General features: G+C 71.2%; 17 protein-coding genes and 3 pseudogenes. 8 read left to right on the forward strand and 12 right to left on the reverse strand.

Annotated features, from left to right (window positions below):
* Positions 1-25: 25 nt before the first annotated feature.
* From ACWD3E_RS32895 to ACWD3E_RS32920, 6 genes and pseudogenes are all read right to left on the reverse strand, one after another.
* Complete coding sequence (locus ACWD3E_RS32895) at positions 26-610, reverse strand: hypothetical protein (protein WP_451391193.1); 585 nt, start codon at positions 608-610, stop codon at positions 26-28.
* 110 nt (positions 611-720) lie between these two features.
* Positions 721-1,077: pseudogene (locus tag ACWD3E_RS32900) on the reverse strand (family 16 glycosylhydrolase); the annotation flags it as partial.
* Between the two features lie 63 nt (positions 1,078-1,140).
* On the reverse strand, positions 1,141-2,505 hold the full coding sequence (locus ACWD3E_RS32905; RefSeq protein ID WP_451391194.1) for a GH1 family beta-glucosidase: 1,365 nt from the start codon (positions 2,503-2,505) through the stop codon (positions 1,141-1,143).
* Positions 2,506-2,543: 38 nt separating this feature from the next.
* Positions 2,544-3,383 (reverse strand): carbohydrate ABC transporter permease, encoded by an 840-nt coding sequence (locus tag ACWD3E_RS32910; RefSeq protein ID WP_451391227.1) that lies wholly within the window; start codon positions 3,381-3,383, stop codon positions 2,544-2,546.
* 7 nt (positions 3,384-3,390) lie between these two features.
* The gene (locus ACWD3E_RS32915; protein ID WP_451391195.1) at positions 3,391-4,377 is read right to left on the reverse strand and encodes a carbohydrate ABC transporter permease; all 987 of its coding nucleotides are present in this window, start codon (positions 4,375-4,377) and stop codon (positions 3,391-3,393) included.
* Positions 4,378-4,382: 5 nt separating this feature from the next.
* Positions 4,383-5,699: an ABC transporter substrate-binding protein gene (locus tag ACWD3E_RS32920; RefSeq protein ID WP_451391196.1), complete on the reverse strand. Its 1,317-nt coding sequence runs from the start codon at positions 5,697-5,699 to the stop codon at positions 4,383-4,385.
* A 196-nt stretch (positions 5,700-5,895) separates the two neighbouring features.
* Here ACWD3E_RS32920 and ACWD3E_RS32925 point away from each other — a divergent pair, with 196 nt between their 5' ends.
* The 6 genes and pseudogenes from ACWD3E_RS32925 (at position 5,896) to ACWD3E_RS32950 (ending at position 11,524) form a co-directional block, all read left to right on the forward strand.
* Positions 5,896-7,191, forward strand: a complete 1,296-nt coding sequence (locus ACWD3E_RS32925) for an ROK family protein (RefSeq protein WP_451391197.1) — start codon at positions 5,896-5,898, stop codon at positions 7,189-7,191.
* Between the two features lie 486 nt (positions 7,192-7,677).
* On the forward strand, positions 7,678-8,892 hold the full coding sequence (locus ACWD3E_RS32930) for an MFS transporter (RefSeq protein WP_451391198.1): 1,215 nt from the start codon (positions 7,678-7,680) through the stop codon (positions 8,890-8,892).
* Positions 8,893-9,124: 232 nt separating this feature from the next.
* Positions 9,125-9,313: pseudogene (locus ACWD3E_RS32935) on the forward strand (RNA polymerase subunit sigma-24); the annotation flags it as partial.
* Positions 9,314-9,626: 313 nt separating this feature from the next.
* Complete coding sequence (locus tag ACWD3E_RS32940) at positions 9,627-10,637, forward strand: MarR family transcriptional regulator (protein WP_451391199.1); 1,011 nt, start codon at positions 9,627-9,629, stop codon at positions 10,635-10,637.
* Positions 10,638-10,677: 40 nt separating this feature from the next.
* A complete protein-coding gene (locus tag ACWD3E_RS32945) occupies positions 10,678-11,091 on the forward strand; it encodes a roadblock/LC7 domain-containing protein (protein WP_451391200.1) in 414 nt (137 codons plus the stop codon).
* Between the two features lie 4 nt (positions 11,092-11,095).
* Positions 11,096-11,524: a hypothetical protein gene (locus ACWD3E_RS32950; protein WP_451391201.1), complete on the forward strand. Its 429-nt coding sequence runs from the start codon at positions 11,096-11,098 to the stop codon at positions 11,522-11,524.
* 61 nt (positions 11,525-11,585) lie between these two features.
* Here the strand turns inward: ACWD3E_RS32950 and ACWD3E_RS32955 are convergent, their stop codons facing one another.
* Positions 11,586-12,725: an ABC transporter substrate-binding protein gene (locus ACWD3E_RS32955; RefSeq protein ID WP_451391202.1), complete on the reverse strand. Its 1,140-nt coding sequence runs from the start codon at positions 12,723-12,725 to the stop codon at positions 11,586-11,588.
* A gap of 243 nt (positions 12,726-12,968) precedes the next feature.
* Positions 12,969-15,782, reverse strand: coding sequence for a SpoIIE family protein phosphatase (locus ACWD3E_RS32960; protein ID WP_451391203.1), 2,814 nt, complete (start codon positions 15,780-15,782; stop codon positions 12,969-12,971).
* 482 nt (positions 15,783-16,264) lie between these two features.
* On the opposite strand from ACWD3E_RS32960, the pseudogene ACWD3E_RS32965 reads away from it, so the two are divergent.
* Positions 16,265-17,107: pseudogene (locus ACWD3E_RS32965) on the forward strand (RNA repair domain-containing protein); the annotation flags it as partial.
* Positions 17,108-17,223: 116 nt separating this feature from the next.
* On the opposite strand, the gene ACWD3E_RS32970 reads toward ACWD3E_RS32965, so the two are convergent.
* Positions 17,224-17,400, reverse strand: coding sequence for a hypothetical protein (locus ACWD3E_RS32970; RefSeq protein WP_451391204.1), 177 nt, complete (start codon positions 17,398-17,400; stop codon positions 17,224-17,226).
* A gap of 145 nt (positions 17,401-17,545) precedes the next feature.
* Between ACWD3E_RS32970 and ACWD3E_RS32975 the strand changes: the two genes are divergently transcribed.
* Entirely contained in the window at positions 17,546-18,751 is a 1,206-nt protein-coding gene (locus ACWD3E_RS32975; RefSeq protein WP_451391228.1) for an Ig-like domain-containing protein, read from the forward strand.
* Between the two features lie 842 nt (positions 18,752-19,593).
* On the opposite strand, the gene ACWD3E_RS32980 is transcribed toward ACWD3E_RS32975, so the two are convergent.
* The 3 genes from ACWD3E_RS32980 to ACWD3E_RS32990 are packed head-to-tail and all read right to left on the reverse strand — an operon-like array spanning position 19,594 to position 23,377.
* A complete protein-coding gene (locus ACWD3E_RS32980) occupies positions 19,594-21,048 on the reverse strand; it encodes a carboxylesterase/lipase family protein (protein ID WP_451391205.1) in 1,455 nt (484 codons plus the stop codon).
* Entirely contained in the window at positions 21,045-22,073 is a 1,029-nt protein-coding gene (locus ACWD3E_RS32985; RefSeq protein ID WP_451391206.1) for an alpha/beta fold hydrolase, read from the reverse strand. The genes ACWD3E_RS32980 and ACWD3E_RS32985 overlap by 4 nt, the downstream gene beginning before the upstream one ends.
* 11 nt (positions 22,074-22,084) lie before the next feature.
* A complete protein-coding gene (locus ACWD3E_RS32990; protein WP_451391207.1) occupies positions 22,085-23,377 on the reverse strand; it encodes an esterase/lipase family protein in 1,293 nt (430 codons plus the stop codon).
* Between the last annotated feature and the right edge of the window lie 57 nt (positions 23,378-23,434).

Raw genomic sequence — 23,434 nt, forward strand, 5'->3', positions numbered from 1 at the left:
CGTACGACTGAAGGAAGTTGACAGGTCAGCTCGGGTACGGGATCGGGGCCGGGGGTCCGCGGCGGCTCACGGCGTGCCGCAGCCGGAGCATGCGCGCCGGTGGGGGGTCGGCGGGGGCCTGTGGACCGCGGCCGGCGGGCGAGGGCAGCGGGGCGTCCCGCCGCCAGGCGGCCAGGCCGGGTACGAGGGCGGCGGTGCGGCGCAGCAACGACCACAGCGCGGCCTCGCCCCGCCGCAGCCACCAGGCGGCGGCGAGGGCGGCGAGGAGGTGGGCGGGCAGCGCGTGCAGGTGGGCGTCCGCGCCGGACGCCTCGGCCGTGCCGCCGGCGGGCGAGGTCGCCAAGTGCACCGTGGTGGCGGGGACGGCCGCGTCGAAGGCGAGGTGCAGGCCCGCCTGGACGGCGAGCATCGCCCCGCCGATGCCCGGCAGGGACCGCTCCCGCGCGCCCAGCGCCCAGCCGCACGCGAACACGGCGAGGAATCCGGCGCCGTCGGCCCACAGGGGCGGCAGCACTCCCATGCCCAGCCCGTGTCCGGCGACGGCCAGCAGCACGCACACCGCGGCGAACACCGCGGCACGCAGCCCCCGTACCGCCACCGACGCACTCATCGTGGGGAATCCTCCCACGCCGCGGCATGCGCCACGACGGCGAGAGCGGGCGGTTGCGCTCCGCCCGGCCTGCCGTCCCCCGTGGTGTCACGGGCACCCGGCCCTGCCGGTCAGCCCTTCTGCTCCACCCGCACCCAGTCGATCTCGGCCTGCGCTCCCCCCGCCGCGACCCTGTCGACGCCGGCCTGCGGCAGGCCCCACTAGGGGCTGGTGACGTGGTTCCAGCCGGCCGGGTAGGCGCCGCCGAGGGCGAGGTCGAGGATGACGTACTGGTCGTGGTCGTAGACCCACTTCCCCCGGGTGGACTCCAGCTTGTTGCGGGTCGTCTCCTGCACCAGGCGGTCGTCGACGTGGAAACGCATCGCCGTCGGGGTCCATTCGACGGCGTACGTGTGCCACTGGTCGGCGGTGCCGCCGTTCGGACAGGTCTGGCGGGCGCCGATGTTGCCGTCCGCGAAGTAGCCGGGGCTTGTGGGGTGGGAGGTGCTCCGGGATGCTGCTCCTTGCGCTGCCTCCGGACCGGCCCAGGCTCAGGCGGCCCGGCGGGTCCGGCCGCGGTGGACGCGGACGATGTCCGCGTACCGGTGCCCGCTGCCCTTGATCGTGCGGACCTGGGTGCGGTAGTCGACGTGGACCAGGCCGAACCGCTTGGCGTAGCCGTACGCCCACTCGAAGTTGTCCAGCAGGGACCAGGCGAAGTACCCGGCGAGCGGGGCGCCCTTGCGGGCCGCCGCGGCGCAGGCGGCGAGGTGCGCCTCCAGGTAGTCCTGGCGCTCGGGGTCGTCGATGCTGCCGTCGGGGCGGACCACGTCCGGGAAGGCGGAGCCGTTCTCGGTGACGTAGATCTTCCGCGCCCCGTACTCCTCGGTGAGCCTCAGCAGCAGCGTCTCGATGCCGCTCGCGTCGATCTCCCAGTCCATGCCGGTGCGCGAGACACCCGGCCGGCGCACGGAACGCGCGCGCGGGGCGGGCCCCTCGGGGTCGTCGGCGACGTAGGCGGGAAAGTAGTAGTTCAGGCCCAGCCAGTCCAGCGGTGCCGCGATGGTCTCCACGTCACCGGCCTGTTCGGGGAGTTCGACGCCGTACACCTCGCGCATGTCGGCCGGGAAGCCGCGGCCGTGCACCGGGTCCAGCCACCAGCGGTTGACGTGCCCGTCGTGGCGGCGGGCGGCGGCCACGTCCTCGGGACGGCCGGTGGCGGGGTGCACGGTGGAGAGGTTGTTGACGATGCCGACCTGTGCGCCGGGGGCGGCGGCACGGATGGCCTGCGTGGCCAGACCGTGGCCGAGCAGCAGGTGGTAGGAGGCGCGCACGGCGGCGGTCAGGTCGGTCAGGCCGGGGGCCATCGTGCCCTCCAGGTGGCCGATCCAGGCCGAGCAGGAGGGCTCGTTGAGCGTGGCGAAGTGGGTGACGCGGTCGCCCAGGCGGGCGGCGACGGCCGAGGCGTATTCGGCGAACGCGAGGGCGGTCTCGCGCGCGGGCCAGCCGCCGCGGTCCTGGAGCACCTGCGGGAGGTCCCAGTGGTAGAGCGTGACGGACGGGGTGATGCCGGCCTCCAGCAGGGCGTCCACCAGCCGGTCGTAGAAGGCGAGACCCTCGGGGTTGACCGGGCCGTCGCCACCGGGCCGCACGCGCGGCCAGGCGACCGACAGCCGGTAGGCGCTGACGCCCAGTTGGCGCATCAGGCGGATGTCCTCGCGCCAGCGGTGGTAGTGGTCGCAGGCGACGTCGCCGTTGTCGTCGTTCGCGATCTTGCCCGGGGTGTGCGAGAAGGTGTCCCAGATCGACGGCGACCTGCCGTCCTCGGCGACGGCCCCTTCGATCTGGTACGCCGCTGTGGCCGTGCCCCACAGGAAGTCGTGCGGGAAGGCGGCGAGGTCGATACGTTCGGACACAGAAGTCCCTTCGGGATCAGGGGTGTCGGTCGTCAGGGTCACTTGACGGCGCCCGCCGTGAGGCCTGCGACGAGGTAGCGCTGCAGGAGCAGGAATCCCGCGACCACGGGCACGCTGACGACCAGCGAGGCGGCCATGATCTGGTTCCAGTAGACGTCGTTGAGCGTGGAGTAGCCCTGGAGGCCGACGGCGAGGGTGCGGGTGGTTTCGTTGGTCATGACGGAGGCGAAGAGCACTTCGCCCCAGGCGGTCATGAAGGCGTAGACGGCGACCGCGACGATGCCGGGGATCGCGGCCGGCACGACGATCCTGAGCAGCGCGCCGAGCGGCCCGCAGCCGTCCACCAGCGCCGCCTCGTCCAGGTCGCGCGGCACCGAGTCGAAGTACCCGATCAGCATCCAGATGGAGAACGGCAGGGAGAAGGTGAGGTACGTCAGGATGAGCCCGCCGCGGGAGCCGAACAGGGCGATACCGGTGGCGTTGCCGATGTTGACGTAGAGGAGGAACAGCGGGAGGAGGAAGAGGATGCCGGGGAACATCTGCGTCGACAGCACGGTCACCGTGAACACCCGCTTGCCGCGGAAGTCGTAGCGGCTGACCGCGTAGGCGGCGAACACCGCGATGACGACCGAGCACAGGGTCGCGGAGCCCGCCACGATCAGCGAGTTCACGAAGTACCTGGCGAGCGGGACCGTCGACCAGATGTCGATGTACGGGCGGATGGTCACGGTGCTGGGCAGCCAGCGGAACTTGCCGGTGACGTCGGCGAGGGGCTTCAGCGAGCTGGAGATCATCACGTACACCGGCACCAGCACGAACGCGGTGAGCAGCGTCAGGAAGATCCGCCGCGACCACAGGAACGAACGGGGCGGCGCCATGGGCGAGTTACGCATCGAAGGACCTCCGTCCGCGCGAGGTCACCAGCAGGTATCCGCCGGTCACGAGCAGCAGGAAGAGCAGCAGCAGGACGGACATGGCGGATCCGGTGCCGAAGTTCCAGGTGACGAAGGAGGCTTGGTAGATGTGTACGGAGATCAGGTCGGCGGCCTCGGGAGCGGCCCTGCCGAAGAGCACGTACGGCGTGTTGAAGTCGTTGAACGTCCACAGGAACAGCACCAGTACGAGCACCTGGTTGACCGGCCGCAGTGACGGCAGGGTGATGCGGCGGATCTGCTGCCACATGCCGGCCCCGTCCAGGGCTGCTGCCTCGTACAACTCGCCCGGGATGTTCTGGAGTCCGGCCGTCACGATGAGGAAGGCGAACGGCCAGCCCTTCCACACCGACACGGTCAGCAGGGCGTAGAAGCTGTTGTCGCCGATGAGCCAGAACGACGGCTTGCCGGTGAGGTGCAGCTGGTCGTGCAGCACGTGGTTCACCAGGCCGTTGTCGTGCTGGAACATGAACACCCAGGTGATGACGGCCGCGTAGACGGGCAGCGCGTACGGCACCAGGAACAGGGCGCGCAGCAGCCCGCGCCCGCGGAAGGTGTCCTGCATGCAGATCGCGGCGGCGGTGCCGATCAGCCAGCACAGGGCGACGGACAGCAGGGTGAAGCCGACGGTGACGAAGAAGGAGTGCAGCAGAGCTTCGCCGACGGGGGCGTCGAAGTCCACCGACACCTTGTAGTTGCCGAGACCGGACCAGGGGGCGGTGCCCCAGTCACGGATGTAGAACTGGGTGAGTTCCTTGAAGCTCATCACGATGCCGATCACCATCGGCACCAGGTGGACGAGGAGTTCGAGGAGCAGGGCGGGCAGGAGCAGCAGGTACGGGAGCGAGACGCGGCGGATCCGCCCGGTGCGGCGGCGGGGTTCGCGCGCCGCACCGGGGGAGGTCGTGCCTGCCGGCTCCTTGAGAGCGGTGGTGGTCATCGCGTTCAGGCCGCCGGCATCTGCTGCTGGGCCTTCTCCAGTTTCGCCTTGACGGAGTCGGCGGTGACCGCGCGTCCGGCGGCGGAGTCGGCGAACAGCTCCTTCACGGCCGTACCGACCGTCGTCTCGAACTGCGACTCGGCGGGCACCTGGGGCAGGGCGGCGGCGCTGGTGGCGAGGGTGCTCTTCAGCACTGCGCCGTCCGGCGAGTTGAACGCCGCGTCGCCCTGGGCGGCCTTGACCGGCGGGATGGTGGAGTAGGCCTTGTTGAGGACGGTCTGCTCGGCGTCGCTGGTCATGAACTTCACGAACTTCGTCGCGCCGTCGAGGTTGTGGCTGTTCTTGAAGACGGCGATGTTGATGCCGGCGACCATCGAGTTGACCTGGGTGCCGGTGCCGGGGGTGCCGGACTGCACGGGCACGGGGGCGATGCCGTAGGCGTCCTCGTTCATGCCCTGGGACTTGAGGTTGGCGGAGGCGGACTGCCACAGCAGCATGGCCTGCTTGCCCTTGGCGAAGTCGCTGACCGACTGGTTCTGCGCGTACTCGGCGTCACCGGCCGGGATGGCCTTGTCCGTGGCCATCAGGTCGACGTACTGCTTGACCGCGTCGACGACCTTCGGGTTGGTGAAGTCGGGCTTGCCGTCGGGGGTGAAGAAGTCGGCGCCGTGCTGCTTGGCGAAGACGAAGACGTGGTGGATGTTCTCCGACACATTGGCGCCCTCGGCACCGAGCACCGACGCGCCCTTCGCCCTGATCTTCTTCCCGTCGGCTACCAACTCGTCCCAGGTGGCGGGGGGTTGGCTGATGCCTGCGTCGGCAAAGAGCTTCTTGTTGTAGTAGAGCGCGTACGCCATCGAGTACAGCGGCACCGCCGCCGGGTCCTTGCCCTCGGCGCCCGTCGAGCCGAGCGCGGAGTCCACGAAGCGGCCCTTGCCGCCTATCTTCGCGAAGTTGCTCGTGTCCCACGGCAGCAGCGCGCCGGTCGCCTGGAGGGAGGCGCTCCAGGTGTTGCCGATGTTCAGCACGTCCGGGCCCTGGCCCGAGGTGGTCGCGGTGAGGATCCGGTTGAGCAGGTCGGACCAGGGCACGACCTCCAGCTTCACCTTGATGCCCGTCTGCTTCTCGAACTTGTCGAGTTCGGGCTGCAGGACCTGCTTGTCGACCGCGATGCTGGCGCCCTGGTTGGAGGCCCAGTACGTCAGCGTCTTCGGCGAGTCGCCCGATCCGCCGCCGCTGGACGAACCTCCTCCGCAGGCCGTGGCCGCGAGGGCGAGAGACATGACGACGGCGCCTGTGGCCGCGGCTCGGATGCTGCGCATGGCTCCTGGTGTCCCTTTCCGGGAGTCGAGAACCCCGGGGGCTGCTGCGTGGAGACCGGCACCCCGTTCACCACCCGAAGGCTCTCATCACTTAATTTAGGACGTGAGTTAAACCTCAAGAGAATCGCTCGTCAAGGGATCCGGCAGCGGCAGCGCGGCCGGACGGCCGGAAATCCGCGCGAACCAGGGAGGCAAGGTGGCAGGGCTGAGCGGCCGTACGGCGCGTGACCTGCGGCGGGAGAGCCGCAGCGCCGTTGTGCAACGGTTGTATTTCGACGGGCCGATGAGCCGGCTCGCCCTCGGCACGGCCACGGGGCTGAGTTCGGGCTCCGTCAGCACCGTCGTGGCCGAACTGCTCGCCGACGGCCTCGTGGAAGAGGCGGGCGTCGTCGGCTCCGAGGTCGGCCGGCCGCGCCGCCTGCTGCGGGTACGACCGGGCGGCGGACGACTGATCGGCGTGGATGTCGGTGAAACCCGGGTGCGGGTGGCGCTGTTCGACCTCGCGCTCAATGAACTTGTATGCGCGGAACGCCTGTTGGGCCCGGCCGGACACGAGGTCGGTGCCGTAGTCGGCCATGTGCACGATGCGATCGCGGAGGTGCTCCGCACCACTGCGGCATCCGCCGGATCCGCCGCCGATGATCTGCTCGGTGCCGGTATCGGGGTGCCCGGCATCATCGAGGACGCCGGGGCGGACGGCGCCGTCGTCCACGGCCAGACCATCGGCTGGGACGCGGTGCCGCTCGAACGCCTGCTGCGCATGACCGGTGAACTCCCGCCGCACGTCCCGTACTTCATCGACAACGGCGCCAAGACCCTGGGGCAGGCGGAGTTGTGGTTCGGCGCGGGACGCGGAGCGCGCAGCGCCGTCGTGGTGCTCCTCGGCTCCGGGGTCGGTGCCTGCGTGGTCACCGAGGAGGCCGCGCAGGGGCGGGCGGTGGAGTGGGGGCATGTGACGCTGCGGGTCGCGGGGCGCCGGTGCCGGTGCGGGGCGTACGGCTGCCTGGAGGCGTACGCGGGCGCGGAAGCGCTCGTGGCGCGCTGGCGGGAGGCGGGAGGGAGGCCTGCGGCCGGGGCCGGAGAGGAGGCCGCGCTCGCGGAGCTGCTCATCGCCGCGCGGCCCGGCCCGGGACGGGAACCGGAGCCGGTGGCCGCGGCCGTCCTCGCCGAGACCGCCGAATACCTCGGGGCCGGCCTGTCCGACCTGATCAACCTCTTCCAGCCCGAACGCGTCCTGATCGGCGGCTGGGCGGGCCTGCGGCTCGGCGGCGGCTTCCTCGGCCGCGTCCGCGAACACGCCCTCGCCCACGCCCTGCGCCACCCCGCCGGCCGGGTCCGCATCGAGCTCGGCCGGCTCGGCCCGGACGCCGTCACCATGGGCGCGGCGGTCCTCCCGCTGGCCGCGTTCTTCGCCCGCGGCGCCACCCGCCCCCGGCCGCGCCCGAACCCGTCCCCCGCGTGGCGGGCGGCACTGGACGGAAGGCTGGCGTGAAGGACAGGGGGAACATTCTCCGCGAACTTTCCCTTTCCCTCTCCAGGCACATCCCCCCGAAATGCCATCGACACGCGTGAACTTACCGGCCAATCCGTTTGCACCCCATTTCGCCGATACGTCAGGGCAGCATCCGCGCCGACGAGTTGAGCCTTCCTTTTTCGGACATTCATGCATGAGGAATCCACATCTCCGTTCCCGCCGCAGCATGTAATACGCGGGGCTGCACAGGATCCGCCGACTGCCCGCACTCCCCCATGAGTTGGCCGAAAAGCATCGTACGTTCTCCCTGGTCGGAGCCCATCGCAAGGCGCCGTTCGGAAGTCCTCGGAAGTGCGGGGGCGTTGCTGAGGCGAGGAGTACGGTGTGAAAGTTGCCGCTTGCCTTCGCTCCCCCGGTCCCGCGGGCCTAATCTGTTCTGCACGCGGCGTGAATGGGCGCGGCAGACGGATGGATTGGACTCGATTGGACACACAAAAGGGGCGGATGCCGAGGTTCGCCGTGCTGCGCCGGAGTACGACGATCCCGACCGCGGCTCTGATATTGATCGCGGGCACGCTGTTCTCCCGGATCGGTGACTCCCTCGCTTCCCTCGGCCTGGTGCTGGACGCCGCGGACAAGGGCATCGACTTCGGCGTGACCGAGGTGTTCCTCGCGGACCTGGTGCCCACGGTCGTCGCCGCGCCCGTCATCGGCATGGTCGTGGACCGGTTCAGCGCACGGTCGGTGTGCCTGTGGTCGCTGCTGGCCCAGGCCCTGTGCCTCGGTGCGGCCACGGGGCTGCCCGGTTTCCATCTGCGGGTGGCGCTGATCGCGCTGTCGGGTCTGGCCGGGGTGGCGTCGGTGGCCGCGGGATTCAAGATGCTGCCCGCCGTCGCCGGTGAGCAGCACACCGGCCGGGCCAACAGCCTGCTCACGGCGGGCCTGTCGGCGGCGGGTCTGATCGGGCCGGCGCTGGCCGGCTTCCTGCACTCCGTGTGGAACACGGCCGTACTGCTCGGCGTCGACGGCGTGTCCTTCCTGGTCCTCGCCTGGTGCACGGCGCTGGCGGTGCCCCGGGCCGTGGACGTCGCGATCGGCCGCAAGCCGGCGTCGAAGCTGTCGGACGGCTACCGGGCGCTGCGCGACGCGCCGGTCGTCGGCCCGCTGATGCCCGCGCTCGCGGCGGCGATGCTGGCCACCAGCATCGAGGTCGTCGCCGGAGTCTTCTACCTGCGGGACGTGGCCAACGGCAACGACACCGTCTTCGGCCTGTTCCTGGCGACCTGGGCGCTGGGCAGCATCCCGGGCGCGCTGCTCGCGGGCCGTGCAGGCTGGGCGAACCGGCACACAGCACTGATCCTCGGCGGTGTGCTCGGCATCTCGCTGGGCCTGCTGTTCGCCGGGCTGATCCCGGTGGCCTGGGTGCTGTTCCCGCTGTTCCTGCTGGGCGGGTTCGGCAACGGCGCGTGCAATGTGGGCCTGCGCAACGCGGTGCACGCCCATGTGCCGTCCGAGGTGCACGGAAGCGCCTGGGCCTGCTTCCAGGCGCTGTCCCGCTCCTGCATCGGCCTCGGCTATCTGCTCGGCACCCCGAACAGCCTGGTCTCCAGCCGGGGTCAGGTGATCGTCTCCGGGGCGATCCCGCTGGCGTCCGTCATCTGGGCGACGCTGGTCACCCTGCGCCGCCGGCAGCCCGCCCTCGGGGAGGCGTCCGGCTGAGCCGGCCGGGGCGGCCGCTGCCGGGTGCGCGGCCTGCACGAAGTACTCCCGCTCGTTCCGCAGCCGCGCGATCCCGGCGCGGATCTCCTGCGGCCCGGTGAACTCCACATCGGCCTCGGGGATCCGCCACACGCCGTCGTGTGCGAACAGAGACGCAAAGCGGTCGTAGTCGCGCATCATCACGGCATCGGTGAACTCGGCACGCAGCGCCTCGATCTCGATTCGGTCGGTCCGGCGCGCGTACTACGTGGGCGAGTGGATCCCCGAGCCGCTGCCCGACCGAGCCGAGTGGATCAGCGGCCGCCCGGGCACCGCCACGGCAGACCCCGCCGACCCGGCCGACCGGGTCACCCTGGACGAGTCGGTCGGCATGGCCTTCCTCGTCGCACTCGAATCCATGACCCCGGCACCGCGGACGGCGGCGGCATGGTCAGCGCCACGCTCCGCCCGGTCGAAGGCGTCGAGCGGCTCGCTCACTTCATCCTCGACATCGCCGACCAGCGGCGTCGTCACCCCGCCCGGCGCGCACGTCGGAACGGGCACGGAGGAGACAGCAAGCGTCCCCGAATCGGTCAATTAAGGGCTCGACAACGGCTGTTGAACGGCGAGACACATCATCTTCCGTCACCTCCGGACAACGAGCGCGAACCCGGCCGAAACGCATGTCACGACTGCTAGACATACCCCCCTCAGAGGGATGCGTCAGGCATGTGTGCGACAGGGCAAGGGGTGTGATGTCGGGTTCTCGGTTCGCCCTCGACCGTGCCGGATACGGACTGCTGTCCCACACCCTCACCGAGTGCGCGCGGAACGCGGTCACCGGGGCTTTACGGGTCTCCGGACGGCCCGGCGGCTCCTTCCATCTGCGGGACGGACTCGTCGTCGCCGTCGAGAGCCCCGGCGCCCCCGGACCCGAGGCGCTCCTGCTGCGCTCCGGGCGGGTCAGCCCCGAGCAGTGGGACGCACTGCTGCGCGAGCCCGGCGCCGGACGCTGGCCGGAGGCGGGGCTCGTCGCCCACGGGTACGCCGGGGCCGCCCAGCTCAGGGTCGTACGCCTGATGGCCCTGCAGGACGCCGTGTTCGCGGTCGTCGCGGGCCGGGTGGAGGGTGTCGAACTGCTCGCCGAGCGGACCGGGCCGCCCGCGGCGGTCGCCGGTGAGACGCCCCTGCGGCTGCTCCAGGAGGCGAGGCGCAAGCTCACCGCCCTCGCCGTGCTGCCCTGCCCCGTCCTGCCCGAGCGCGAACGCCCCGTCCCCGCGCCCGGAACCGCCCCGGACGACGAACGACTGCCGCCCGTACGACGGGAGTTGCTCACCCGCGTCAACGGCCGCCGTACCGCCCGCGACCTCGCCTTCCTCACCGGCCGCGGCGTCTACACCACCACCGTCGAGCTCGCCCGCATGCTCGCCGACGGCCTCCTGACCTGCGCGGACGCGAGGACGGCCACGTTGACGTTCCCGGTGCGCACCCCGGCGACGGGCGTGCTGCGTCCGGTACGACCGCGCAGGGCCATCGGGCAGGTCGTACGGCTGGAAGAAGACGTACGGCCGGCAGAGAACCTGCCGCCGGGAGAGAGCGAGCCGCCGAAGCCGCCTCAACCACCGCCACCGCCACGCGAGTTGCCCCAGCGTGAGCCCGGGGCCAGTGGCATCACCGAGTCTCTCGCCGGCGCGAAGCGCGAGGCGAGCTGGAAAGGGTTCTTCCGCCTGCGCCACCGGATCTGGTCCCCGGATTCCGGCAACTGACGCACGCGGCGAACCACGAGAACGTTCAGGGAGTTCAGCAATGAATCACGAGGCCTTGGCCATGGAGATGCGCGGACTGCGCGAACAGGTCACCGGCATCACCGACACGGCAGTGGCAGCCGCCGACGGACTGCTCATCGCCGCGGACACCGCGGACTCGATCGACCCGGAGGGCCTCGCCGCGATCGCCGCCGCGGGGCTGGGCCTCGCCCGCCGCACGGCCGAGGTGACCAGACGCGGCACGCTGCGCCAGACGGTCGCGTACGGCAGCCACGGCTGCGCCGCCTTCTACGCGGTGGGGGAGACCGCGTTGATGGTGGTCCTGGGCGACGAGGGCATCGACATGAACCGGCTCCACGAGGAGGCACGACCCACCCTCGCCCGTATCGACTCGATCCTGACCGCGCCCGCGACTGCGCCGGCCGTGTCCGCGACGAAGACCGGGGAGGTGTGAGCCGATGGCGTCCAAACACATGACAGCCGGTTTCTCCGACCAGGTGATGAGCCTGGTCAAGACGCTGCGCTCCGAGGCGCCCGACTGCGTCGCCACGGGCGTGGTCGACATGGCGACCGGAATGCTGCTGTCGTACGAGACCGTCGACAACCACCCGCCCGAGGTCCTCGACCTGCTCGCGGGCGCCACCCTCGACCTGTTCCAGGGCCGCACGGTCGTGATGATCGAGGACGTGTTCAAGGAGCGCCGGGGCATAGCCAGCGACCAGCACTTCTTCCAGGAGATCCTCGTCAACAGCGACAACCTCACCCATCTGTTCATCCGCATGAACGAGCAGCAGGACGTCGTGGCCGTCGTCGTCTGCCGCAAGTCCGTGAACGTGGGCATGCTCTTCGCCCAGGCCAGGCGGGTGGTGCAGAGCCACAGCCTCTGAGTACGCGCCCAGCCACGGGCCCCTTCCGGTGCGGAAGGGGCCCACCCCGGGCCGTCCCCCTCTAGCCGGAGACGGCCTTCGACCAGCCCCGCATGACCGTCTTCCTCGCCTTCTCCAGTTGCGCGTCCGACGGGAACTGCGGTGTTCCCTCCACCGTCGGCAGTCGTGCGGCAGCGGCCTTGTCGAGGGTGCCGTCCCGTTCCATGGCGTCCATGAGCACCGGGCGGGCGTAGCCGGCCAGCCGGAGGTTCTGGCCCTCCGGGCTGAAGAGGTACTCCTGCCACAGTCGGGCGGCCGCCGGGTGCGGGGCCCTCTTGTTGACGGCCAGCGCGTAGTACTGGGCGAAGCTGCCGTCGAAGGGGATCGCGACCTGCCAGTTCACGCCCTTGTCGCGGAGCAGGTCGACGTAGTCGAGGTTGTTGTAGTCCCAGTTGATGCTGATGGGGGTCCGGCCGTCCGCGACCGTCGCCGAGGTGGAATTGAGCGGGTTGAAGTTGCCGGCCTTCTTGAGCGAGGCGAAGAAGTCGAGACCGGGCTGGATGTTCCCGAACGACCCGTTGTTCGCCAGCGCGGCGGCGTAGACGCTGGCGAAGGCGGTGGCCGAGCGGGTCGGGTCGCCTTCGAGCGCGACCTTGCCCTTGTAGGCGGGCTTCAGCAGATCGGCGAAGGTCTCCGGACAGACCTTGACCCGGTTGGCGTCGCAGCCGATGGAGATGTAGCCCCCGTAGTTGTTGGACCAGCGGGCCTCGGAGTCCTTCTGGTTGTGAGGGATCGAGTCGAAGGCGGCGACCTTGTACGGCGCGAGCAGATTCTGCGCCGCCGCGCTGCGGGCGAACGTGTCACCCACGTCGATCACGTCGGGGGCCGTCGGCTGGTCCCCTTTCCTCTTCAGGGCGTCGATCTCGTCCTCGCTGTGGCCGTACGGATTGTCGACCGTGACCTTGATCCCGTACTTCTTCTGGAAGCCGTCGATCAGGCTGCCGTAGTTGGCCCAGTCGCGCGGCACCGCGATCGCTCGGAGCGCGCCCTCCTGTTTCGCCGCGGCGATCAGTGCGCGCATGCCGCCCACGTTCTCGGCGGAGGTGGCCACCGACGGCTTCTGGAGCCGGGGGGTCGGCGGGTGCCCGCAGGCGCTCAGGCCCAGTGCCGCAAGAGTGAAGCAGCCGAGGACGGCCACTGCTCTGGCACGGGGTGTGGTCACGGCTGCTCCAGGGAGTTCGACCGGCCGCCGGCAGCGCCACCGGGTCCGGGGCGGCGGGCCTTGCGCAGTGTCTCCTGGCTTTCTTGGGGCCACTGCGCCGACGTAGTGGTCATCGAGGCCAGGGTACCCGGCCGCCTCGACGGCGGAATGTCGTCGGGAAAGCTTGCGACCAGCGCCTGTCCCCCGGCGGAAGGCGGCCTCCGTGCGCACACGGCACAGAGGAAGGGGACGTACTCGCTCTCCTCACAGTGCCGTGTCGTCCCATTCGCCGAGCAGGATCTCGCCGAGTCCTTCCATCTCGGGCGTGGCGCCGTCGCGGAGGGTCTGTTCGGCCCAGATGACCTTGCCGGTGGACGTGTAGCGGGTCCCCCAGCGCTCGGAGAGCCGGGCGACCAGGAAGAGTCCGCGTCCGCCTTCGTCGGTGTCCTTCGCCCGGCGCAGCCGGGGCGAGGTACTGCTGCCGTCGGAGACCTCGAAGATGAGGGTGCCCGGGTCCGGGCCGCCGGCCGGCCCCGTACGGAGCAGCCTGAGGGCGATGGGCTCGGTGCCGTAGCGGACGGCGTTGGTGATCAGCTCGCTCACGATGAGTTCGGCGTTGAAGGCGATGTGCTCCAGGCCCCACTCCGTCAGCCGGAGGGCGCAGGCGCTGCGCACCGGGGCCACTGCCGCCGGGTCGCGGGGCACGTCCCACTCGGCGGCCTGCTCTGGTCCGAGCCGGCGCGTGCGGGCCACCAGCAGCGCGATGTCGTCCCTGGGCCGGTCGGACAGCATGGCCTGCGTCACCGCCGCGCAGGTGGCCTCCGGCGTGCGGTCGGGCCCGGTCAGAGCCTCGCGCAGGGCCTCCAGACCGACGTCCAGGTCACGGGTGCGGTCCTCGATCAGTCCGTCGGTGTAGAGCACCAGCCGGGAACCCTCGGGCACGGTGAGCTCGACGGTCTCCACCGGCAGGCCGGCGCCGAGCCCCAGGGGCGGGGAGACGGGCACCTCGGGGAAGTCGACGCTTCCGTCGGGCCGGACCACCGCCGGTCCCGGATGGCCGGCGGTGGCGAGGGCGAGCCGCCCGGAGGTGGGGTCGTAGACGGCGTACAGGCAGGTCGCCCCGGTGATCATCCCTTGCCCGTCCTCCGCGGCGGCGGCCTCCTCGGCGTCGATCTGGGCCACCAGCTCGTCCAGCCGGCCCAGCAGCTCCTCCACGGGCATGTCCAGGGTGGCGAAGTTGTGAACGGCGGTGCGCAGCCGGCCCATGGTCGCCGCGGCGTGCAGACCGTGGCCGACGACATCGCCGACGACCAGCGCCACCCGGGTGCCGGACAGCGGGATGACGTCGAACCAGTCCCCGCCGACCCCGGCCTGGGCCGGGAGGTAGCGATAGGCCACGTCGAGGGCGCACTGCTTGGGCAGCGCGCGGGGCAGCAGGCTGTGCTGCAGGGTGACGGCCATGGTGTGCTCGCGGGTGTAGCGGCGGGCGTTGTCGATGCACACCGCCGCCCGGGCGGCCAGCTCCTCGGCGAAGGACACGTCGTCGTCCTCGAACGGCGCGGAGCCCTCGGCGCGCCAGAAGCCCACTGCTCCCAGCACCACGCCGCGGGCCTGCAGCGGAACCACGAGCAGAGAGCGGATGCCGTGGTCGAGGATCTGCCGGGCACGTTCGGGGTGCTGGGCCCGCCAGCCGTCGGAGGCGCTCAGGTCCTCGACCAGGACCGGGCGGCCGTCGGCCATGGCTCTGGAGACGGGGTGGTCCGGGGCGAACCGGATGAGCTTGCCGATGGGGTGGAGGAGATGGTCCGCGTCCAGACCGGCGACGGCGCTGCGGCGCAGCTCGTCGATCCGGGCGTTCGCACCGGTGGACTCCTCTCCGCGCAGGACCGGGTCCAGCAGTTCGACGGTGACGATGTCGGCGAACCGGGGCACCGCGACCTCGGCCAGTTCCTCGGCCGTGTGCTTCACGTCGAGCGTGGTGCCGATCCGCAGCCCGGCGTCGTAGAGCGACTTCAGCCGTTCGCGCGCCACCTCCGCCCGGCCGGTGAGAGCTTGCAGCTCGGTGGTGTCGCGGAGCGTCACCACGCTGCCGGCCGGTCCGTGGGGTGCGGTGAGCCGCTTGTTGACCGCGAGCAGCCGGTCGCCCGCCAGGTGCACCTCGTCGGTGGCGGGGCGTTCGGAGGCCAGCAGCCCGGCGAGGTCCTCGGGCAGCCCCAGATCGGCGACGCGCCGCCGCTCCGCGTCCGCCGGCAGGTCCAGCAGCCGCCGTGCCTCGTCGTTGGCCAGCAGCAGCCGGCCGTCACCGCCGACGATCAGCACCCCTTCCCGTACGGAGTGCAGGACCGCGTCGTGGTGCTCGTACATCCGGGTCATCTCGCTCGGCCCAAGGCCATGGGTCTGCCGGCGCAGCCGGCGGCTCACCAGGGCCGACCCGCCCCCGGCGACGGCGAGGGCCGCGGCGGCGCCGCCGACGAGGACCGGCAGCTGCCGGTGCACCCTGTGCTGCACGTTCTCGACCGTGACGGGTACGGCGACGATGGCGATGACCGAGCCGTCGGGATCTCTGACGGGGACCGCCGAGACCACGGAGAGCCCCAGGGCCCCCTGGAAGGTGCTCGTGAACGGCTTGCCCGTCGCCGCCTGCGCGTACGGACCGATGACGTGCTTCCCGAGCTGGCGCGGGTCGCTGTGGGTGAGGGTGATCCCGTTCAGCTTGTACACGATGATGGCGTCGACGCCCGCGGCCTTCCGGGCCGCCTCGGCGTGCGGCTGCAGCACCGCGCTCGGGTTCGCACTGTGCAGCGCCGCCACGACCCCTGGGGCGTGGGCGAACGCCTGCGCCGTGGTGAGCGTCCGGGTCCGGGCGTCCGCCATGATGTCGCGTCGGGCCTGCACCACGAGTGCCAGCAGGGTGGCGGCGACGAGCAGCACCACGACCGCCAGCTGCAGCAGGAAGACCTGGCCGGCGAGGCTGCGCACACTCAGCAGCGAGCGCGGCGACCGCCACGCCCGTCGCCTCTGACGGGGCCCGGACGCATCAGCCCCACCTCGTCCTGGCTGTCCCGAAACATCACCCATATCACCTTTCTATCGTTTCTTGGCGTCTACCGTTTCTGGACGGCCGGACCGGCCCATGCAGGGGCGCAGAGAATCAAGAAAACGAGATCCGGGAGATGACTGAGAGCGCCGGGGACGGCAGACATGCAAAAAGGGCCACGACATCACCCTTTGCCGCGCAGCCGGGCCGCCGGGGAGGGCGGGGGCGGGGCGTTCCGGCCAGGGCGGTCTCGTACTCACGGGCGTAGGCGTTGACCCGTCCGTGTTCGTAGGCCAGGGCACTGTCCAGAAGGCGACCTCGGGCCCCAGCCCCCGGAACCCGGCGCGGGGCCCGGACGGGGGCGGCGAGGGCCTGGTTCGCGGCCTTGAGGTCCCGCGGAGGACGCTACGCGTTCTCCATCACACACCAGACCTGACGGGTCGCGGTACGTGATGGACAACCGTCGAGGGACGGGGCGGGCGGCACCCTGGAGGAGGGGCGTGGCGGCAGGAGAGGAGGCGCCATGCGAACCAGCGACGAGATCTATCACCGGGTCCGCTGGGACCCGCGGTTCGACCCGGCCCGGTTCGTGCTGGGAATCAGGCAGCGCGGGGGCGCCTTCAAACGCGTCCCGCTGTCTTCCTTCGTACCCGGGGGCGACATCCCGTGGCACCGGGTGGTGTTCATCGAGGCGGACGACGAGGTGGTGTGGGACCGGGCCACGGGTGTGGACCGCATCGACGCGTCGGGCGCCGGCCGGGTGCGGGACCCACAAGCGGACCTGAGCTTCCACACGAGCTCCGGCAGGGGCGAGCCCGTCGGCGTTCTCGATGTGTCCCCGACAGCCCGCACGGCCGTGGCCTGGATCCCCCCTGCGGAGCTGTGGCGGCCGATCCAGGACATCCGCCGGGATTACGATCCGCAGATCCACCGCTGGCCGCCGCACGTCAATGTGCTGTTCGGCTTCGTGCCGGAGTCCGGCTTCGAGCGGGCCGCCCCGCTGCTCGCCGCGGCGACGGCCGAGACGCCGGTCTTCACCGCCCGGCTGGACGGGGTGTGCACCTTCCGGCACAAGGCGTACTTCACCGTGTGGCTCGACCCGACGGCGGCCGGCGAGGCGCCGTGGACGGACCTGCACCGCGTACTGCAGCAGCGGTTCCCGCGCTGCCGTGGGCCCGGCAAGGACTTCACCCCGCATCTGTCCCTGGGCCGGACCCAGGACCCGCGGCGAGTCAGCGCCGACTGCGCCACCCGGCTCGACGCCATGACGGCGACAGTCTGGGAACTCGTCCTGCTCTCACGCAGGGGCGACGGGCCGATGCGGCCACGGGCCACGATCGCCCTGCGCACGGGCGAGATCCGCTGGCTGCCCGCACCCGGCCTCGAAGCGCCGGACCCGCAGGACACGGCATGGCTCTCCGAGATCACCGACAGGTGAGGCCGTAGCGACAACAGCACCCTTGGTGACCTCCGCAAGAAGAGCTACGCCCACGCCGTAGTCGCCGCCGAGGCCGAATCCGACGAGGAGGCGACCCGGACGACGCGCGCAACGTCAGCCTCGACGGGCGAGGAGAGCACCCACGACGCACTGCCGCCCATGACCATCCGGCCGTCGAGCAGAGCCTCGGCGACGCTCTCGCGACGCGTGGAGTTCGCCACAATTTGCCCACTTCAGGGCGGATGAATGCATAAATGGGGTTCTTCCGGGCTGGTTGCACTCCTCCGACAACCAGCTCCAGGGATTCAACGACCAGCGGCATGGGAGAAGCGTTTGATCACGGTACGTAAGCGACGCATCGGGCTGATGGCTCCGGCCGGCGTACTCGGCGGTGTACTCGCACTCACGGCCTTCGGCGGTACCAGCAACGCTGCCACCAGCGGCAACGACGCCGGGAATCACCCGAAGACGCAGGCACAGGCAGATCAGGCGGGCGCCCAGGACGCTTCCGACGCCCGAATCAAGATCACGCCCGGGCAAGGTGCCTACAGCATCGGGATCAACGGCCCCGTCGAGGTCACCGTCAGCAACGGCACGCTCACCAAGGTGACGATGACCGCCGTCGCGACCGGTGCCGAGATTCCGGGCACCCTGTCCGCGGACGGCACGTCCTGGAAGCCGAACGGCCGGCTGGAGCGGGCCACCAAGTATCAGGTCGCCGCAGAGGCCGAGGACGCCAAGGGCGCCTCCGTCACCGGGAACGCCACGATCACCACGGTCTCCCCGGCCGACGACTTCATCGGGCACCTGTCCCCCGAGAGCGGCTCGACCGTCGGCGTGGGCATGCCGGTGACGGTCGACTTCGCCAAGGCGATCGGCGACAAGGCCGCCGTGGAGTCGAAGATCCAGGTCAGCTCCAGCAGCGGCCAGCGGGTCGTCGGTCACTGGCTCAACGACGAACGCCTGGACTTCCGCCCCGAGAACTACTGGAAGCCCGGCTCGACCGTCACCGTCCAGCTCAACGTCCGCGGCATCCAGAAGACGGTCACGTTCAAGATCGGCCGGAGCCAGGTCAGCACCGTCGACGCCAGGACGAAGCAGATGACCGTCGTACGGAACGGCAAGACGATCAGGACCATCCCGATCTCGTCCGGCAGCCCCGAGCACCCGACCTACAACGGTCAGATGGTCATCTCCGAGAAGTTCCGGCAGATCCACATGAACGGTGCGACCGTCGGCCTCAAGAAGGACGGCAAGCCCGCGTACGACATCAAGGCCGTACCGCACGCCATGCGCCTGACCGACTCGGGCACGTTCATCCACGGCAACTACTGGGGTGCCGACTCGGTCTTCGGCAAGGTCAACACCAGCCACGGCTGCGTGGGCCTGAAGGACGTCAAGGGCGGCGGCGACGGCAAGCAGCCCGCCGCGTGGTTCTTCGGCCACTCGATGATCGGCGACGTCGTGATCGTCAAGAACTCCGCGGACAAGACCATGTTGGCCCCGGGCAACGGCCTCAGCGACTGGAACATGCCGTGGAGCGAGTGGGTCGCGGGGAGCGCGACCAGCTGACGCCACGTCACTCCGTACGCATCTCACCCTGAATCCCTCCCGCCAGGCGGCGGCCGACATCATGTCGGCCGCCGCCTGCGGCGTCACGGCGCTCGAACAGCCCTCGCCCCGGGGAGTCCTCGCCCGCTGCCGAAGCTCTGCTTCTGAGGCCCTGTCGGCGTGGTGGATCGTTGCGATCCTCGGTCGTCCCGATTGACGAGCATCCTCTCCGTACATGTCACGCCTGGGGCGGCGAGTGTTCGCCACCACGGCCGACCGCACCGCCGCCGCCGACCTCCGCGCCCGCATAGCGTGTGGGTGGGTTTGGACGTAGGGCTTGACCAGCCACTCCACGATGCGGGTGAGGCCACTTCGGCTGTGCGGCGCCGCCATATGATCGCGCACCGCCTGCATGGAGTCGTAGTGCCGGACCGGACCTGGGACGGACGGCTTGCGTCGGCCGGCATGGCGTACCACGCGTGAGGCGCCTGTGAGCGCGACGGCGGGATGTCGTCACCGCGTGTTGTCCCGGTCGGCGTCCCGGGCCGTGAAGTCCGGGACGCCGACCAGCTGCCCAGCAGGCGCAGCACGTGTGCGGAGGGGCTGTCAGGTACAGGAAGTACTGTTCGAGCCCGCCGGTGTCGAGCTCGGCCCGCTGGGCGATGAGGCGTTCGCACAGCTCGGTTTCCTCCGCCGTGAGCGGGTCGCCGGGCCGGCGGATGCGTGCCCGCGTGGGCCGCATTGGACAGGTCGTCGTCGCCCGGGGCACCGGAGAGGTGCGCCAGGCGGCGGGGGCGCCATGACGGCCGCCGCTGGCGCGGCGCTTCCGCCACTGCCCTGCCGGCGCGGCGAATGCGCGGGGCTCAGCGCCGCCCCTCCCAGAGCGCCCGCTCCACCGGGCGCGGGTCGGCCTCCGGGACCGGCTCGGTGCCGAACATCATGGTGGTGCGGGTGGCCGTGTCGTACGCGGGCCAGCCGGGGTCGCCCGTCTTGGCGAAGGAGACCCACGCACCGTGCATCGCGTCGGCGAGGGCCTGGGGCGGCTGGGAGGGGCCGAGCAGCGCGGCATAGCGCGGGTCGTGCAGGCGGTCGAAGACAAAGGGCAGGTCCAGGGCGTGGCAGGCGCCGAGCCGGCCGTCGTACTGCGAGGAGCGCCAGCCGAACTCGTAGAGGTACGAGCCGGGGACGGCCTCGGCGAGACGGATCGCGGGAACGCGGAAGAACCAGTCGGTGGCCAGCGCCTCCAGGAGTTCGCCCGGGGTGGCGGTGGGGCGGGTGGCGCGGTAGGCCGGGAGGGCCTTGCCCGGGTCGAGGCCGTAGGCGGCTGCCGAGGCGTGCAGACGGTCTTCGGAGATGGCGTCCATGCGCTTGGTGGGGACCAGGAAGAAGCGGTACTCCTCGCGGGTGCTGCCGATCAGCAGTTCCACGCCGAGGTCGGGGCCGGGCAGGGACAGACCGGGCTTCACCGGTTCGAAGGGCATGATGTTGAGCACCGCCTCGCCCCATACCGCCGGGTCCGGGCGGGTGTTCAGCTCGGTGCGGAGTTCGCCCTGGGCGGGGATGAGTTCGGCGAGCGGGACCCCGGCGAAGGCATCCGGGGTCGGCTCGACACCGAGCTTGGCCGCCAGACGGGCCGCGATCCTGGTCGCCGTGGCGGGGGGCAGGAAGTGGTGGCAGGCGCCGCTCTGCAGGATCGCCCGGCGGAACAGTCCGCGCGCCTCGTCCAGCAGGAGCAGCTGGCCGATGCTCATCGCGCCGGCCGACTCGCCGAAGACCGTCACCTGGTCGGGGTCACCGCCGAAGGCGGCGATGTTCTCGCGTACCCAGCGCAGGGCGGCCACCTGGTCCAGCAGACCGCGGTTGTCGGGGGCGCCGGGCAGGTGCAGGAAGCCGTCCGTCCCCAGACGGTAGTCGAAGGTGACGCAGACGACCCCGTCGCGGGCGAAGGCGCCGCCGTCGTACGCCGGGGTCGAGCCGGAGCCGTTCTGGAACGCCCCGCCGTGCACCCACACCATCACCGGCAGCCCGGCCCCCGGCTCCGGGGCGGGCGTCCAGATGTTGAGGTTCAGGCAGTCCTCACCGGGCCGGACGTCCTCCGGGACCAGGGCGTCGAAGGGCGGCGGGTACGGGGCCCGCGGCGGCGTCGGCCCGTACGACAGGGCGTCGCGTACGCCCGTCCACGGCGCGGGCGGGGCCGGCGGGCAGAACCGCAGCTCGCCGAAGGGCGGGGCGGCGTACGGTATGCCCAGGAAGGACGCCACCCCGTCCGCGGAGAGGCTGCCGCGGCTGGCGCCCTGCCGAGTGATGCACACCGTCATACCAGGGCCTCCAGCAGTGCCGAGCCGAACTCCTTGGGACGTTCCAGGTGCACCGCGTGTCCGGCGCCGGGTATGCAGACCTCCCGCACCGCGCCGCCCGACGCCGCATAGCGCCCCAGGACATGGCGGGTCTGCGCCACCATCGGCTGGGCGGGGGTGCCGTCCCAGCCCGGCACCGCGCCGATCGCGCCCAGATGCGCCAGGTCGAACATCGAGGTGTCCGACACGATGACATCATCTTCGCCGCGGATCCAGAGCACCGGCGGCTTGGGGTCGATCAGATGCAGGTCGTCGACCCGGAAGTGGAGCGGGGAGAGGGAGTTGAGCACGCCCCGGGCGCCGGGGGCCACGCCCGGCCAGGCCGTGGTGGCCTTGGTGTCGCCCGGGTAGTGGTCCGCTCCGGTGCGGGTGGTGAGCATGGCCTCCACGTACTCGTCCTCGCGGTCGGGGCGCAGCGGCGGCTTGACGTAACAGTTCGCCAGCACCGCGCGAGGGGACAGCGGGGAGTCCTCGCCGCGGTCGCCCCCGGCGAGGCGGGCGACGAACTCCGGGTTGGCGGTGCCGCCGCCGGAGCCGGCCCCGTCCGCGGAGTTGAGGGTTCCGTCCGCGCCTCGGGTGCCGCCGAAGCCGTAGGGGGAGACCGGGTTGACCAGGGTCAGCGAGCGCACCGCGGCCGGGTGTTCGCGCAGGTACTGCATGACCACGCCGCCGCCCATGGACCAGCCCACCAGATGCGCCCGCGCTACCCCGAGGGCGGCCAGCAGCGCGGCGAGGTCGTCCACATGGTCGCGCAGCCCGCGCGTGGCGTCGACGGGCAGCGGGTCGGTGCCGCCGAAGCCGCGCAGATCCGGCGCGATGGGCCGGTAGCGCTCCGGGAGCAGGGGCAGGGTGGTGTGCCAGAAGGCGGCCGAGGACACATTGCCGTGGACGAAGACGACCGGCTCGCCCTCCTTCCGTACCTCGCTGATCTGCATGGTCAGCCGGTCCGTGGGCACCCGGCGGGTTCGGACTGGATTGGCGTTCATGTGCGGTCCTTTTATGCGAGCCAGTCGGCGATCTGTGCGGCGGCCGAGCTGTTCCAGCCCAGTTCCAGGTGGTTGGCGCCGGAGATGGTGGCCTTGCCGCCGACCGTCGCTATGCCGGTGGTGTCGAGCGCGCTGGAGATGAAGACCACCCCGTCGCTGGGCCCGCGGTTCTCGTTGAAGATCCCCAGCACGTCCGGGGAGCCGCCGGCCAGCAGATAGGTGGTGACGGAGGCGGGTACCCCGGCGTCGTGCAGCGGTTTGATCAGCGACCCGGCGTCGATGGCGGCCTGGATGCCGCTGCCCGCGGTGTAGAAGCCCTGGCCGCCGTAGTAGGTCGTGTACCAGTCCTGCGCGGCGCCGTCGACTCCGTACACCCCGTCCCAGCGGGCCAGCATCTGCCGCTGCCCGGGGTAGTTGTCGTAGCCGCCGGAGGGTGTCATGGAGAACTCGGGGTGTGCGGTGTACAGGCCGTAGCAGGTCATTCGGGAGTGCGGGGAGGGGGCGTTGACCTTGCCGCCGCACTCCGGCCAGATGGAGAAGTCGTGCGCCCAGCCGTGCGCGTACGGATAGTCGTAGCCGCCGTTGGGGCCGCCCACGGTGATCAGCCGGCGCACGTCCCCGGGATATGCCCGCCCCCAACTCGGCTTGACCGAGGAGACATACGCCCGGGTCGACATCTCGCCCTTGCTCCAGCCCACCAGGTCGACCTTGCTGACGCCCAGCTTCGCCTTGATCACCGCGATCGCGTCGCCGACGATCTGCGCCTGCATCAGGTTGTCGCCCTGCTTGTGCGCGAAGCCGACCGCGAAGACGCGGTGCCCGCGCTCGGACAGGTACTGCATCAGCCCGGTGGACGGACAGGACGCGGCGCCGCACCCGTAGCCGCCCGCCTCGCCCGGGTTGGCCCAGGCGCGGTCCGCGGTGTCGTTGGCACCGTGCACCAGCAGCACCGGTGTGGCGCTGCTGCCGGTGTCCCAGCCGGGCGCCGAGTAGAGCAGGAACCGGCCGGAGTACGGGCGCGAGACCCCGCCGAAGTAGGTGACCCGCTTGCCGTCCTGATCGCCCCTGCCGTCCTGCGGAAAGCCCTCGGTGCGGAACCCGCTGGTGGTGTCGAGGTAACGCTCCACCCGCTCCCAGCCGTTGCTGACGGTGCCGGTGCCGTAGCTCGCCTCCAGGGTGAGATACGAGGGCAGCCCGGCGGCGGCCGCGCTCCCACCGGCGGCCGGCAGCCCGACCGCCACCGAGACCAGCAACGCGAGCAGCAGCCGCCGCCACCACCCCCGGCGGTTTCCTCCGTACCGCATCTCCTGGACCCCCTCAGGCCGCAAACCGTGCGACTTCGTTGTCTGCACGGCGCACAC

It is taken from the genome of Streptomyces sp. NPDC002676 (assembly GCF_053592455.1).